Source organism: Blastococcus sp. VKM Ac-2987 (assembly GCF_026967805.1).
Lineage (GTDB): Bacteria > Actinomycetota > Actinomycetes > Mycobacteriales > Geodermatophilaceae > Blastococcus.
The window spans coordinates 1,170,158-1,183,515 of record NZ_JAPVBG010000003.1 but is presented as its reverse complement, the minus strand read 5'-3'; the positions used below and the strand labels follow the sequence as shown (position 1 = coordinate 1,183,515).

Annotated in this window: 14 protein-coding genes and 1 tRNA gene; 13 read left to right on the top strand and 2 right to left on the bottom strand. The window is 74.9% G+C overall.

Annotated features, from left to right (window positions below):
• Positions 1 to 10: 10 nt before the first annotated feature.
• Positions 11 to 1,699 carry a CTP synthase gene (locus tag O2W17_RS20820; RefSeq protein ID WP_269194369.1) on the top strand — a complete coding sequence of 563 codons (1,689 nt, stop codon included), beginning with the start codon at positions 11 to 13 and terminating at the stop codon, positions 1,697 to 1,699.
• A 2-nt stretch (positions 1,700 to 1,701) separates the two neighbouring features.
• A complete protein-coding gene (locus O2W17_RS20815; RefSeq protein WP_269194368.1) occupies positions 1,702 to 2,301 on the top strand; it encodes an NUDIX domain-containing protein in 600 nt (199 codons plus the stop codon).
• A 46-nt stretch (positions 2,302 to 2,347) separates the two neighbouring features.
• Here O2W17_RS20815 and O2W17_RS20810 read toward each other — a convergent pair whose 3' ends face one another.
• A complete protein-coding gene (locus tag O2W17_RS20810) occupies positions 2,348 to 3,004 on the bottom strand; it encodes a hypothetical protein (protein WP_269194367.1) in 657 nt (218 codons plus the stop codon).
• 239 nt (positions 3,005 to 3,243) lie between these two features.
• Here O2W17_RS20810 and ald point away from each other — a divergent pair, with 239 nt between their 5' ends.
• From ald to scpB, 6 genes are all read left to right on the top strand, one after another.
• Entirely contained in the window at positions 3,244 to 4,359 is a 1,116-nt protein-coding gene (gene ald, locus O2W17_RS20805; protein ID WP_269194366.1) for an alanine dehydrogenase, read from the top strand.
• A gap of 38 nt (positions 4,360 to 4,397) precedes the next feature.
• Complete coding sequence (locus O2W17_RS20800; protein WP_269194365.1) at positions 4,398 to 5,324, top strand: site-specific tyrosine recombinase XerD; 927 nt, start codon at positions 4,398 to 4,400, stop codon at positions 5,322 to 5,324.
• A gap of 209 nt (positions 5,325 to 5,533) precedes the next feature.
• Positions 5,534 to 6,439 (top strand): ParA family protein, encoded by a 906-nt coding sequence (locus O2W17_RS20795; protein WP_269194364.1) that lies wholly within the window; start codon positions 5,534 to 5,536, stop codon positions 6,437 to 6,439.
• A 76-nt stretch (positions 6,440 to 6,515) separates the two neighbouring features.
• Positions 6,516 to 7,028 carry a hypothetical protein gene (locus tag O2W17_RS20790; RefSeq protein ID WP_269194363.1) on the top strand — a complete coding sequence of 171 codons (513 nt, stop codon included), beginning with the start codon at positions 6,516 to 6,518 and terminating at the stop codon, positions 7,026 to 7,028.
• A 25-nt stretch (positions 7,029 to 7,053) separates the two neighbouring features.
• Entirely contained in the window at positions 7,054 to 7,896 is an 843-nt protein-coding gene (locus tag O2W17_RS20785; RefSeq protein ID WP_269194362.1) for a segregation and condensation protein A, read from the top strand.
• A complete protein-coding gene (scpB, locus tag O2W17_RS20780) occupies positions 7,893 to 8,717 on the top strand; it encodes an SMC-Scp complex subunit ScpB (protein ID WP_269194361.1) in 825 nt (274 codons plus the stop codon). Before O2W17_RS20785 ends, scpB begins: the two co-directional genes overlap by 4 nt.
• Before the next feature lie 15 nt (positions 8,718 to 8,732).
• On the opposite strand, the gene O2W17_RS20775 is transcribed toward scpB, so the two are convergent.
• The gene (locus O2W17_RS20775; protein ID WP_269194360.1) at positions 8,733 to 8,912 is read right to left on the bottom strand and encodes a hypothetical protein; all 180 of its coding nucleotides are present in this window, start codon (positions 8,910 to 8,912) and stop codon (positions 8,733 to 8,735) included.
• 174 nt (positions 8,913 to 9,086) lie between these two features.
• On the opposite strand from O2W17_RS20775, the gene O2W17_RS20770 reads away from it, so the two are divergent.
• The 5 genes from O2W17_RS20770 to O2W17_RS20750 all read left to right on the top strand — a co-directional run bounded on the left by O2W17_RS20770 (position 9,087) and on the right by O2W17_RS20750 (position 12,848).
• Positions 9,087 to 9,932 carry a pseudouridine synthase gene (locus O2W17_RS20770; protein ID WP_269194359.1) on the top strand — a complete coding sequence of 282 codons (846 nt, stop codon included), beginning with the start codon at positions 9,087 to 9,089 and terminating at the stop codon, positions 9,930 to 9,932.
• A 260-nt stretch (positions 9,933 to 10,192) separates the two neighbouring features.
• A complete protein-coding gene (gene aroH, locus O2W17_RS20765; RefSeq protein WP_269194358.1) occupies positions 10,193 to 10,555 on the top strand; it encodes a chorismate mutase in 363 nt (120 codons plus the stop codon).
• Positions 10,556 to 10,654: 99 nt separating this feature from the next.
• Positions 10,655 to 11,344 carry a (d)CMP kinase gene (cmk, locus tag O2W17_RS20760; RefSeq protein ID WP_269194357.1) on the top strand — a complete coding sequence of 230 codons (690 nt, stop codon included), beginning with the start codon at positions 10,655 to 10,657 and terminating at the stop codon, positions 11,342 to 11,344.
• Complete coding sequence (gene der / locus O2W17_RS20755) at positions 11,341 to 12,687, top strand: ribosome biogenesis GTPase Der (protein WP_269194356.1); 1,347 nt, start codon at positions 11,341 to 11,343, stop codon at positions 12,685 to 12,687. Before cmk ends, der begins: the two co-directional genes overlap by 4 nt.
• A gap of 87 nt (positions 12,688 to 12,774) precedes the next feature.
• Positions 12,775 to 12,848: transfer RNA gene (locus tag O2W17_RS20750), tRNA-Pro, on the top strand.
• Positions 12,849 to 13,358 lie beyond the last annotated feature (510 nt).

The window sequence follows — 13,358 nt, the reverse complement described above, 5'->3', positions numbered from 1 at the left end:
TCTCGGGCTCTTGCGCAACTCCCAGCCGACGAAGTTCGTCTTCGTCACCGGCGGTGTTGTGTCCTCTCTCGGCAAGGGGCTGACGGCCAGCTCGCTGGGCGCCCTCCTCGCCAGCCGTGGCCTCCGCGTCACGATGCAGAAGCTGGACCCCTACCTCAACGTCGATCCCGGGACGATGAACCCGTTCCAGCACGGCGAGGTCTTCGTCACCGAGGACGGCGCCGAGACCGACCTGGACGTGGGTCACTACGAGCGGTTCCTGGACATCGATCTCTCCGGCCGGGCCAACGTCACCACCGGCCAGGTCTACTCGGACGTGATCGCCAAGGAGCGGCGCGGGGAGTACCTCGGCGACACGGTGCAGGTCATCCCGCACATCACCAACGAGATCAAGTCGCGCATCATGGCCGGCGCCGACAGCGCCGAGCGCGTGGACGTGGTGATCACCGAGATCGGCGGCACGGTCGGCGACATCGAGTCGCTGCCCTTCCTCGAGGCCGCCCGCCAGGTGCGGCACGAGATCGGCCGGGACAACTGCTTCTTCCTGCACATCTCGCTGATCCCCTACATCGCGCCGTCGGGCGAGCTGAAGACCAAGCCGACGCAGCACTCGGTCGCCGCGCTGCGCAGCATCGGCATCCAGCCCGACGCCCTGGTCTGCCGGTCGGACCGGGACATCTCCGAGGGCCTCAAGCGCAAGATCAGCCTGATGTGCGACACCGACGCCGAAGGGGTCATCTCCTGCCCCGACGCGCCGTCGATCTACGACATCCCGAAGGTGCTGCACCGCGAGGGCCTCGACGCCTACGTGGTCCGCCGGCTCGGCCTGCCGTTCCGGGACGTCGACTGGACGGTGTGGGGCGACCTGCTGGACCGGGTGCACGCGCCCAAGCAGACGGTCACCATCGCGCTGGTCGGCAAGTACATCGACCTGCCCGACGCCTACCTCTCCGTCACCGAGGCCCTGCGGGCGGGCGGCTTCGCCCACCGCAGCCGGGTGCAGATCCGCTGGGTGCCGTCGGACGACTGCGAGACCCCCGAGGGCGCCGAGAAGGCGCTCGCCGGCGTCGACGGCGTCTGCATCCCCGGCGGCTTCGGCGTCCGCGGCATCGAGGGCAAGCTGGGCGCCATCCGGCACGCCCGGGTCAACGGCATCCCGACGCTGGGCCTGTGCCTGGGGCTGCAGTGCATGGTCATCGAGACCGCCCGCAACCTGGCCGGCATCGAGGGCGCCAACTCCACGGAGTTCGACCCCGAGACCCCCGCCGCGGTCATCTCCACCATGGCCACCCAGCTGGACGTGGTCGCCGGCCGCGGGGACATGGGCGGCACGATGCGGCTGGGCAGCTACCCGGCGCACCTGCAGAAGGGCTCGGTGGTCGCGGCCGCGTACGGCGCCACCGAGATCACCGAGCGGCACCGGCACCGCTACGAGGTCGCCAACGCCTACCGGGACCGGCTCGGCGAGGCCGGGCTGGTCTTCTCCGGCACCTCGCCCGACGGCCTGCTGGTCGAGTTCGCCGAGCTGCCCCGCGAGGTGCACCCGTTCTTCGTCGGCACCCAGGCCCACCCCGAGCTGAAGAGCCGGCCGACCCGCCCGCACCCGCTGTTCGCCGCGTTCGTGCAGGCGGCGGTCGACTACCAGGAGGCCGCCCGGCTGCCGGTGCCGCTCGACGAGGCCGAGAAGGTCGGGATCTGACGGTGATCGACGAGCCGGCGCCGCACGAGTACCGCGTCCTGGACTCCGCGCCGGTGTACGAGGGCCGGGTCATCCGGCTGCTCAAGGACACCGTGGCCATGCCCGGCGGCGGGGACAGCGTCCGCGAGGTGGTCCGCCACCCCGGCGCCGTCGCCGTCGTGGCGCTCGACGACGACGGGCACGTGGTGCTGCTCCGGCAGTACCGGCACCCGGTCGGGGAGTACCTGTGGGAGCTACCCGCCGGGCTCCGGGACGCCGACGGCGAGCCGCCCCTGCAGACCGCGCAGCGGGAGCTGGCCGAGGAGACCCGCCTCGCCGCGGAGCGGTGGTCGCTGCTGACCACGCACTACAGCAGCCCCGGGTTCTGCGACGAGATGGTGCTGATCTATCTCGCCGAAGGGCTCCGCGACGTCGACCGGCCCGAGGGGTTCACCGTCGAGCACGAGGAGCTGGACATGACCGTCGAGCGGGTGCCGCTCGCCGACGCCGTCCAGCGGGTGTTCGACGGCGGGATCCGGAACGCGGCCGCGGTCGTGGGGCTGCTCGCCGCCGCGCAGGCGCGGGCCACCGGGCCCCGCCTGCGCCCGGTCGACGCCGGCTGACCGGAGCGCCCGGGGCCCGCGCACCGGCGCACCGGCCGAGGACAGGTCAGCCGGGGGAGGGGGTCCGCTCCGGCGGCGCCGTCACCCCGCTGCCGGCGCCCCGGCCGGGCCGGCGGAGCCCCAGGCGGTCCAGCTCGAGCGCGGCGAGCGCCCGCACGGCGGCGGGCTCGCCCCTCCGCCAGGCCGCGCCCGTCCCCGCGGGCAGCGCGGCGAGGCGGGGGAGCGGGGCGGTGGCCAGCGCCCGGGCGGCGAGGAGCTCCAGGTCGGCGCCGTCGGCCAGCCGGAGGGCCGCCCCGGCCTCCCGCAGGTAGCGGAGCCGCCAGGGCAGCCAGCGCGACAGCAGCCAGCCGACCGGCAGCAGCACGAGCACCACGGCCAGGATCGTCCCGAGGGTGTCGACGGCGTCCTGCGCCGACTGCCCGGCGCTGCGCACCGAGCCGCTGGCGCCGGCGAGGGCGGCGAACGGCGTGGCGAGCTCGTCCCCGACGAGCGGCACGCCCTCGGCGGCGGAGGCGGCCGACGCCATGGACCCGGAGACCGACCGGCCGAGGCCCTCGACCGCGCGCCCCGGCTCGGCCAGCACCAGGACGGCGCCGTGCGCGGCCCGCGCCACGAGGACCCACAGCACCGTCCACGCCAGGACGCCGAGATCGGCGGCCAGCTGGCGGGCCCGGAGGGCGGGGTGCTCGGCGTAGCAGTGCATGGACGGGTCCTCCGGACGGGGTGGGCGGCCCCGTCATCGTGGGCCAGCGCCGCCCGCCCGGCAGCGCGGCGGCCGATCCGCGCGGGGCGCGGAAGGGGCACGGAACGGCGCAGGGTGGGGGACGGGGACGGGCGTCGTGCCTACACTCCGGCCGAGGCGCGCCCCGACCGGGCGGCCCACGACGCGGTGAGGTGCGCCGTTCCGCTCGGGAGCGGCCCGCCGGGACCAGGAGCGAGTCGATGCGGGTCGGGGTCCCCCGAGAGGTCAAGAACCGGGAGTACCGGGTGGCGCTCACCCCGGCCGGGGTGACGGAGCTGACCCGCGCCGGGCACGAGGTGCTGGTCGAGCAGGCGGCGGGCGAGGGCTCCTCGATCCCGGACGCCGACTTCACCGCCGCGGGGGCGCGCATCGTCGCCTCCGCCGACGACGTGTGGGCTGACGCCGACCTGCTGCTCAAGGTCAAGGAACCGGTGGCCCAGGAGTACGGCCGGCTGCGCGCGGACCAGACGTTGTTCACCTACCTCCACCTGGCCGCGTCGCAGGAGTGCACGGACGCGCTCGTCGCCTCCGGCACCACCGCGATCGCCTACGAGACGGTGCAGACCGCCGACGGCGCGCTGCCGCTGCTGGCCCCGATGTCGGAGGTGGCCGGCCGCATGGCGCCGCAGGTCGGCGCGCACTGCCTGGAGCGGGCGCACGGCGGACGCGGGGTCCTGCTCGGCGGTGTCTCGGGGGTGCACGCCGGCAAGGTGGTCGTCATCGGCGCCGGGGTCTCCGGCATGAACGCCGCGGCGATCGCGCTCGGCATGCAGGCCGAGGTCGTCGTCATGGACCGGGACATCGACAAGCTGCGCGCCGCCGACCGGATCTACCAGGGGCACCTGCAGACCGTCGCCTCCAACGCCTACGAGGTGGAGCGCGCCGTGCTCGACGCCGACCTGGTGATCGGCGCGGTGCTCGTGCCCGGCGCCAAGGCCCCCACCCTGGTGGCCAACGAGCTGGTCTCCCGGATGAGGCCCGGCTCGGTGCTCGTCGACATCGCCGTCGACCAGGGAGGGTGCTTCGAGGACACCCGGCCCACCACGCACGACGAGCCGACCTTCCGCGTGCACGACTCGGTGTTCTACTGCGTGGCCAACATGCCGGGCGCGGTGCCCAACACCTCCACGCACGCGCTCACCAACGTCACGCTGCCCTACGTGCTCGCGCTCGCGGCCGAGGGCACCCCGGCCGCCGTGCGGCGCGACCCCGCGCTCGCGCACGGGGTGAACGTGGTGGCCGGCCAGGTCGTGCTGCAGGAGGTGGCCGACGCCCACGGCCTGGACGCCGTTCCCCTGCAGGAGGTGCTCCCCTGACGAGCGCGCTGTCCGCCGGTCCCGACGTCGAGCGGGTGGTGACCGGTTACCTGGACCACCTGACCGTCGAGCGGGGCCTGGCGGCGAACACCATCGCCTCCTACCGGCGGGACCTGCGGCGCTACACCGAGTACCTCGCGGCCGCCGGGGTCGGCGGGCTGCGGGAGATCGCCGAGTCCGACGTCGCCGGCTTCCTGGCCGCGCTGCGCCGGGGCGACGACGCCCACCCGCCGCTGTCGGCGACCTCGGCGGCCCGTGCCGTCGTGGCCGTGCGCGGGCTGCACAGGTTCGCGCTGCTCGACGGGCTGGTGCCCGACGACGTCGCGCACGAGGTGCGCCCGCCCACGCCGGCCCGTCGGCTGCCGAAGGCCGTCCCGGTGGAGTCGGTGGTGGCGCTGATCGAGGCGGCCGGTGCGCTGGAGGGGCCCCGCGGGCTCCGCGACCGGGCGCTGCTCGAGGTGCTGTACGGGACCGGCGCGCGCATCTCGGAGGCGGTGGGCCTCGCCGTCGACGACCTCGACCGCGGGCAGAGCACCGTCCGGCTGGCGGGCAAGGGCGGCAAGGAGCGGGTGGTGCCGGTCGGCAGCTACGCGCTGCGCGCCGTCGAGGAGTACCTGGTGCGCGCCCGCCCCGCCCTGGCGGCCGGCGCCCGGGCCGGGGGCCGGGGCGGTGCGCTGTTCCTCAACGTGCGGGGTGGGCCGCTGTCCCGGCAGAGCGCGTGGTCCATCCTGCGGACGGCGGCGGAGCGGGCCGCCGGTGCCGGCGGGCTGGACCCGACCGCGATCTCCCCGCACACCCTGCGGCACTGCTTCGCGACGCACCTGCTCGACGGTGGCGCCGACGTCCGTGTCGTCCAGGAACTGCTCGGCCACGCCTCGGTGACGACCACGCAGGTGTACACGCTGGTGACCGTGGAGCGCCTCCGCGAGGTCTACGCCACCAGTCACCCACGCGCCCTGACCTGACAGGAGCCCGACCGTTTCTTCGGCACTTGTTGGGAATCGCTCGGCTTGACCAGTCACTCTGGTTGGCATTCGTCGCCATGTCGACACGTCGACGGCGTGCCGCCTTGGGAACTTCTGCGCCTCTCCCTAGCGTCTGCCCTACCCGAGCGGACAGACGGCTGACCGCACCCGGAACGTCCGGGCCGGGCACGAGCTGGAGGCGACTACCCATGGCGATCCGAGCGGACGCGGCCTCTGCCGTCGCGCGCCCGCACGACACCGGCCCCGAGATGGGGGCGGCCGCGCTGCGGCTGGACCCGGCACGGGCGCGTCAGCGCCGGCTGCCGGACCCCAAGCCGCTGACCCAGCACGGCCCGGCCCGCGTCATCGCGATGTGCAACCAGAAGGGCGGCGTCGGCAAGACGACGTCCACCATCAACCTGGGCGCCGCGCTGGTGGAGTTCGGCCGCAAGGTGCTGCTCATCGACCTCGATCCCCAGGGGGCGCTGTCGGTGGGGCTGGGCGTGCCGGCGCAGAACCTGGACCGGACGATCTACAACGTCCTCATGGAGCGGCGGACGAGCCTGCGCGACGTCCGGGTGTCCACCGACATCCCGGGCCTGGACCTGGTGCCCAGCAACATCGACCTGTCCGCCGCCGAGGTGCAGCTGGTCAGCGAGGTCGCCCGCGAGCAGACCCTGCTGCGCGTGCTCGCCGACGTCGTCGACGAGTACGACTACATCCTCATCGACTGCCAGCCTTCCCTGGGCCTGCTGACGGTCAACGCCCTCACCGCCGCCCAGGGCGTGGTGATCCCGCTGGAGTGCGAGTTCTTCTCGCTGCGCGGCGTCGCCCTGCTGGTCGACACGATCGACAAGGTCAAGGAGCGGCTCAACCCGTCGCTGGAGATCAACGGCATCCTCGCCACCATGTACGACTCCCGGACCGTGCACTGCCGGGAGGTGTTCAGCCGCGTCGTCGAGGCGTTCGGCGACACCGTCTTCCAGACCGTCATCCAGCGCACCGTGCGGTTCCCGGAGACCACGGTCGCCGGTCAGCCGATCACCACGTGGGCCCCCACGTCGACGGGCGCCGCGGCGTACCGCGACCTCGCCAAGGAGGTGCTCGCACTGTGATCGAGCGTGCGAGATCACTCATGGGTGCAGCGACTCAGGTCATGCTGCCGACGAGCGCCAGCGAGGAGGTGTCGGCATGACTCGCCGGCCTGTTCTCCCGGGTGCCTCGGAGCTGTTCCGCCGCACCGACACCGCGTCCGCCGCGGAGGTCACCGAGCTGCCCAGCCTGCCGACGCCGGCCAGCTCCCCGGCGCTGCGCAGCGCCCGCCGCGGCGGCGAGTCCGCCGCCGAGGCGGCCGCGTCGCTGACCCTCGTCCCGGGCGGCGCGCAGCCGGCCGACGACCTCGCGGCCTTCCGCGGCGCGTCCGCCGAGCCGGCGCCGGCCCCGGTCCTGCAGCCGAGGGTCGCCACCCGCGGCCGGCCCGCCCGCGGGCGCGCCGAGCGCACCAAGCACGACGAGAAGATCACCGTCTACATCTCCGCCGACGAGCTGCTGGCGCTCGAGTCCGCCCGGCTGACGCTGCGCGCCCACCACGGGCTGGCCGCCGACCGCGGCCGGATCGTGCGCGAGGCGATCACGGTGCTGCTGGCCGACCTCACCGAGCGCGGCGAGGACGCGGTCCTGGTCCGCCGCCTCCAGGGACGGTGAGCCCGGGCGCCTACCCTCGGCGTCCGTGAGCCAGAGCACCGGAGCGGTTCCGCCGGCCGACGAGGCCGCCGGAGCCGCTCCGGCTCGGTTCACCGTCCGGCTCACCAACTTCGAGGGCCCGTTCGACCTGCTGCTGCAGCTGATCGGCAAGCACAAGCTCGACGTCACCGAGATCGCCCTGTCGACGGTCACCGACGAGTTCATCGCCCACCTGCGGGCGCTGGGCGACGAGCTCGACCTCGACCAGGCCAGCGAGTTCCTGGTGGTCGCCTCCACGCTGCTCGACCTCAAGGCCGCCCGGCTGCTGCCGGCCGCCGAGGTCGACGACGAGGAGGACCTGGAGCTGCTCGAGGCGCGCGACCTGCTGTTCGCCCGGCTGCTGCAGTACAAGGCCTACAAGCAGGCGGCAGCGTTCCTGCGGGACCGCGAGGCGGAGGCGGCGCGGCGGTTCCCGCGGCAGGCGGGGCTCGAGCCGCGGTTCGCCGAGCTGGTGCCCGAGGTCTCGCTGGACCTGACCCCCGAGCAGTTCGCCGCCCTGGCCGCCCGCGCGCTGGCCCCCAGGGTCCCCGAGACGGTGAGCGTCTCCCACCTGCACGCACCGCCGGTCAGCGTCACCGAGCAGCTGCTGCTGGTCCGCAACCAGCTGGTCCGGTCGGGCACCGCCAGCTTCCGGGCGCTGACCGCCGACTGCGGGCACACGCTCGAGGTGGTGGCCCGCTTCCTCGCGCTGCTGGAGCTGTACCGGCAGCAGCGCGTGGTGTTCGAGCAGCTCACGCCGCTGGGTGAGCTGCACGTGCGGTGGACCGGCGACGCCGTCCCCGACCCGGCCGGTCCGCCGGCCCCCGATGCCGACGAGGAGTACGGGTGAGCGACGAGCGCCCCGACACCGACCGCGCCCCCATCTCGTGGGACGCGCTCGCCGCCGAGCTGGCCGCGACCCGCGAGGAGGCGGCCCGGCGCGGCGACGACGACCCCGCCGCCTGGGACGCCGTGGCCGCGGAGCTCGCGGCGCGGGTCGCCGTGCGCCCGGTGGAGGAGCAGCCGGTGCCCGCCGTCCCGGTCGACGACGAGCCGGTCCGGTCCGCCGAGCCCGCGCTCGAACCGGAGCCGGAACCCGAGCCGGAGCCGCCGGAGCTGCTGGACCCAGTCGAGCTGCTCGGTGGGCTGGAGGCGCTGCTGTTCGTGATGGACGACCCGGTCGACGAGGACACCCTCGCCGCCGCGCTGCGCTGCCCGCCCGGCCAGGTGCGCCGGGGGCTGGCGGAGCTGGCGGCGGGCTACGACGCGCGGTCGGCCGGGATCGTGCTGCGCCGGGCGGGGGAGGGGTGGCGGCTCTACACCCGCGAGGAGCACGCCGCCGTCGTCGAGCGGCACCTGGTGGACGGCCAGCGCAGCCGGCTCACCCAGGCCGCCCTGGAGACGCTGGCGGTCATCGCCTACCGGCAGCCGGTGACCCGCGCCCGGGTGTCGGCGATCCGCGGCGTCGGGGTGGACGGCGTGATGCGCACGCTGATCACGCGCGGGCTGGTGCACGAGGTGGGCAGCGACCCCGACAGCGGCGGGGGGCTCTACGCGACGACGCCGCTGTTCCTCGAGCGGCTGGGCCTCACCGGCCTGGACCAGCTGCCCGAGCTCGCGCCGCTGCTCCCGGAGACCGCCACGGTGCTCGACGAGCACCCGGACGCCTGACCCCGGCCGCCCCGGTCAGGGGCGCGGACGGCGGGAGGGCAGGAAGCAGGCGGCCGCGGCCACGAAGCCGACGATCCCGGCGCCGAGCGCGGCGCGCAGGACGGTTCCCGACGCGTCGGAGGCCGAGGCGCTGCCGATCCAGAACGCGCCGAGCAGCAGGAGCGAGACCACCGCCAGCGGCGCCCCGAACCGCACGTCGCGCCCGCGGCCAGGACCAGGGCGACCTTGCGCGTGCTGCTCATGGACGCATCCCGGGACGGCCGGAGCCGCCGGCACCAGCCTGCCGTCCGGGGTGCCCCCGTGAGGTGGCACACGCGTGCGGCAGCGCGTGGCGGGACGGCCGGGGGGCGGGTGGGAGACTGGAGGGCGATGAGCGACGCGACCCCGAACGACGAGAGCACCACCGCAGCCGGCGACGGCTGGTCCGAGGACATGGAACTGGCCCCGGCGCACCCGGGCGACCGGCCGGCCGGCGACCCCCGCGACGACCGGCAGGGGGAGCGGCTGCAGAAGGTGCTGGCCCGTGCCGGGGTCGCGTCGCGCCGCGTGGTCGAGGACATGATCGACGCCGGCCGCATCGCGGTGAACGGCGAGCAGGTGCGCGTGCAGGGCATGCGGGTCGACGCCCAGCACGACAAGATCGCCGTCGACGGCGTGCGCCTGGAGATCCGGGACGACCGGGTCACCTACGCGGTGAACAAGCCGCCGGGCGTGATCACCGCGATGAGCGACGACCGCAACCGCCCGACCGTCGGCGACATGGTGGGCGACCTGGCCAAGGGCCTGGTGCACGTCGGCCGGCTCGACCAGGACACCGAGGGGCTGCTGCTGGTCACCAACGACGGCGAGCTGGCCCACCGCCTGGCGCACCCGAGCTACGAGGTGCGCAAGACCTACCTGGCCCAGGTGTCGGGGTCGGTGCCCCGCGACCTCGCGCGGCGGCTGCGGTCGGGCATCGACCTGGAGGACGGGCCGGTGAAGGTCGACTCGTTCCGCGTGGTCGACACCCACGCCGGCCAGTCGGTGGTCGAGGTCGTGCTGCACGAGGGTCGCAAGCACATCGTCCGCCGGCTGCTGGCGGCGGTGCACCTGCCGGTCTCGCGGCTGACCCGCACGGCGGTCGGCCCCATCGAGCTGCGGGCCATGCGCTCGGGCACCATCCGCAGGCTCAGCCGGCAGGAGATCGGCGCCCTCGAGGAGCTCGTCGGGCTCTGAAGGGACCGTAGCCACCGAGGGCACATCCGGGCTGGGGGCGGAGGTCCGGCGTGCGCCTCGGCGACGGGTCCGACGGCCACGCACGGTGCCCCGGGGCAGCGATCGGAGGCGTGGTGGCGGGGCCTCCCTAGACTCGTCCGGGGCGACCGGGCACCGGTGTGCCCACGGAGCCGGCCGGACGTGCGCTCCGCCCGTGCGCGACGGGCGGGTGGCGGACCGACCGCGGCGGCGCCGGGAGCCCAGCCGAAGGAGGAGAGCGCATGGCCGTCCGAGCCGTCCGGGGAGCCACCCAGGTCGACGCCGACGACCGCGACGAGGTCCTCGCGGCGACCCGCGAGCTGGTCGCCACGGTCATGGAGCGCAACCAGCTGGCCGCCGAGGACCTGATCAGCATCCTGTTCACGGCCACGCCCGACCTGGTGTCGGAGTTCCCGGCGCTGGCCGCGCGGGAGCTGGGGCTCGGGGGCGTGCCGCTGATGTGCGCCACCGAGATCGCCGTGCCGCACGCGCTGCCGCGGGTCCTGCGGCTCATGGCGCACGCGGAGACCGACCGGCCGCGCGCGGAGATCCAGCACGTCTACCTCCGGGGCGCAGCCGCGCTCCGCCGCGACATCGCCCAGTGAGCACCCGTGGGCCGACCCCGCCGCGCAGCGGCGGGGCGGACCCGCGCAGCGTGACGACAGTGCCCGGGGACCCGGGCACGGAGAGCAGTGAGTGAGCAGATGACATTCCGAGGCCAGGTGACCCTCGACGGACCGTCGGGCACCGGCAAGTCCAGCGTGGCGCGCGGCGTCGCCGCCCGCCTGGGCGCCGCCTACCTCGACACCGGCGCGATGTACCGGGCGGCCACGGTCGCGGTGCTCGACGCCGGGGTCGACCCCGCCGACGCCGACGCCGTGGCCCGGACGGTGGGCGGTGCGCGCATCGAGGTGGGCACCGACGCGGCCACCGAGACCGTCCGCGTCGACGGCGCCGACGTCGCGGTCCGCATCCGGGGCGCCGAGGTCACCCGCGCGGTGTCCGCGGTCTCGGCGGTGCCGGCCGTCCGCCGCCAGCTGGTCGAGCAGCAGCGCGCGCTGGTCGCCGCGGCCGGGGCGGTCGTCGTCGAGGGGCGGGACATCGGCACCGTCGTGCTGCCCGGGGCCGCGGTGAAGATCTACCTGACCGCCGCCCCGGAGGCCCGCGCCCAGCGCCGGGCCGCCCAGCTGGGCATCACGGACCCGGACGAGGTGGCCGCGCTCGCCGCGGACCTGCGCCGCCGGGACGAGTTCGACAGCAGCCGCGCCGACAGCCCGCTGCGGCCGGCCGCCGACGCCGTCGTCGTCGACAGCACCGAGCTGGACCAGCAGGGCGTCGTCGACCGGGTCGTCGCCCTGGTCGGCAGCGCCGTGCCGGCGGGGGAGCGGGCATGACCGAGGAGAGCACCGGGCCGCTGCCCGTCGTCGCCATCGTCGGCCGGCCCAACGTCGGCAAGTCGACGCTGGTCAACCGCATCCTCGGCCGCCGGGCGGCCGTCGTGCAGGACACCCCGGGCGTGACCCGGGACCGCATCGCCTACGAGGCGCTGTGGAACGGCAAGCGGTTCACCGTGGTCGACACCGGTGGCTGGGACCCCAAGGCCGCCGGCCTGGGTGCCTCCATCACCCGGCAGGCCGACTACGCCATGAAGACCGCCGACGTCATCGTCCTCGTCGTCGACAGCCAGGTGGGCGCCACCGAGACCGACCTCGCGGCCGCCCGCGTGCTCCGCCGCAGCGACCGCCCGGTGATCCTGGTGGCGAACAAGGTCGACGACGAGCGCAGCGAGGCCAACGCCGCCGAGCTGTGGTCGCTGGGCGTCGGCGAGCCGGTCGCGGTCAGCGCGCTGCACGGCCGGGCCAGCGGCGACCTGCTCGACCTCATCCTCGACGCGATGCCCGAGGCGCCGCGCGAGCAGGAGGAGGAGGGCGGGCCGCGGCGCGTCGCCCTGGTCGGCCGGCCGAACGTGGGCAAGTCCAGCCTGATCAACCGGCTGGCCAAGGAGGAGCGCTCGGTCGTCGACTCCGTGGCCGGCACCACCGTCGACCCGGTCGACTCGATCGTGACCCTGGGCGGCGAGGAGTGGCGGTTCGTCGACACCGCCGGGCTGCGGCGCAAGGTCAACACCGCCAGCGGCATGGAGTACTACGCCAGCCTGCGCACCGAGGCCGCCATCCAGGCCGCGGAGGTCGCCGTCGTCCTGCTCGCCGCCGACGAGGTGATCAGCGAGCAGGACCAGCGGGTGATCAGCCAGGTCGTGGACGCCGGCCGGGCGCTGGTCATCGCGATCAACAAGTGGGACACCCTCGACGAGGACCGGCACTACCTGCTGGAGCGGGAGATCGAGCGCGAGCTGGCGCGGGTCCGGTGGGCGACGCGGGTGAACATCTCCGCGGCCACCGGCCGGGGCGTGAGCAAGCTGGCCGACCACCTGCGCGCGGCGCTGGCCTCCTGGGAGACCCGGGTGCCCACGGCCGAGCTCAACACGTTCGTGCGGGCGCTGGTGCAGGAGACCCCGCCGCCGGCGCGGGGTGGCCGTGCCCCGAAGATCAAGTACGTCACGCAGGCCGACGTCCGCCCGCCGCGGTTCGTCGTCTTCTCCACCGGGTTCCTGGAGGCCGGCTACCGCCGCTTCCTGGAGCGGAAGCTGCGCGAGCAGTTCGGCTTCCACGGCACGCCGATCGAGATCTCGGTGAAGGTGCGCGAGGGCCGGGAGAAGGACGGCAAGCGGGGCTGACCACCGTCGAGGCCGGCGACGGCCGTGCGGTAATCTTCCGGGGCGGCCATCACGCGGTCCGGGAAGCCCCGGCGCGCGGGCGGCACGCGGGCTGTAGCGCAGCTTGGTAGCGCACTTGACTGGGGGTCAAGGGGTCGCAGGTTCAAATCCTGTCAGCCCGACAGTGGAACCGCAGGTCAGGGGCGGGTCGGCCGTAAAGGCCGGCCCGCCTCAGGCTTGTGGTCAGCGCACGTCCGGGGGACCGGTGAGGTGGGCGCGTCTCCGGTTGGCCTCCAGTAGGGGCTGTAGTGCACGCGCCAAGCCGGGCAGGGCGCGGTCGTGGACCCGCCCGTGATTCAGCTGACCGCCGAGCTCACCGAGCAGCCTGGGCCAGTCGCGGCGGGTGGGAACGAAGAGGAACCTGGACCTCGACGCGCCGCTCGACGAGCTCCACGGCGGTAGGCCCGAGGCCGCGGCCCTCGCCAGCTCCCAGGCACGGTGCCGGCAGGTGGCCGAACACCACTTCGGGATCGATCCCCAGCCTCGAGGCCTGGATTGGCCCCGCACCAGCCGCAGGCCGTCGCCGCAGTCCCTCGCTCTGACCCTCCGACGCACATGTCGCCCTCAGGCGCCGGCGGGCTGGCCTCGTTGCCGTGCGCTCGCAGGGCCGGCCGGGTCGGCCGACATGACGG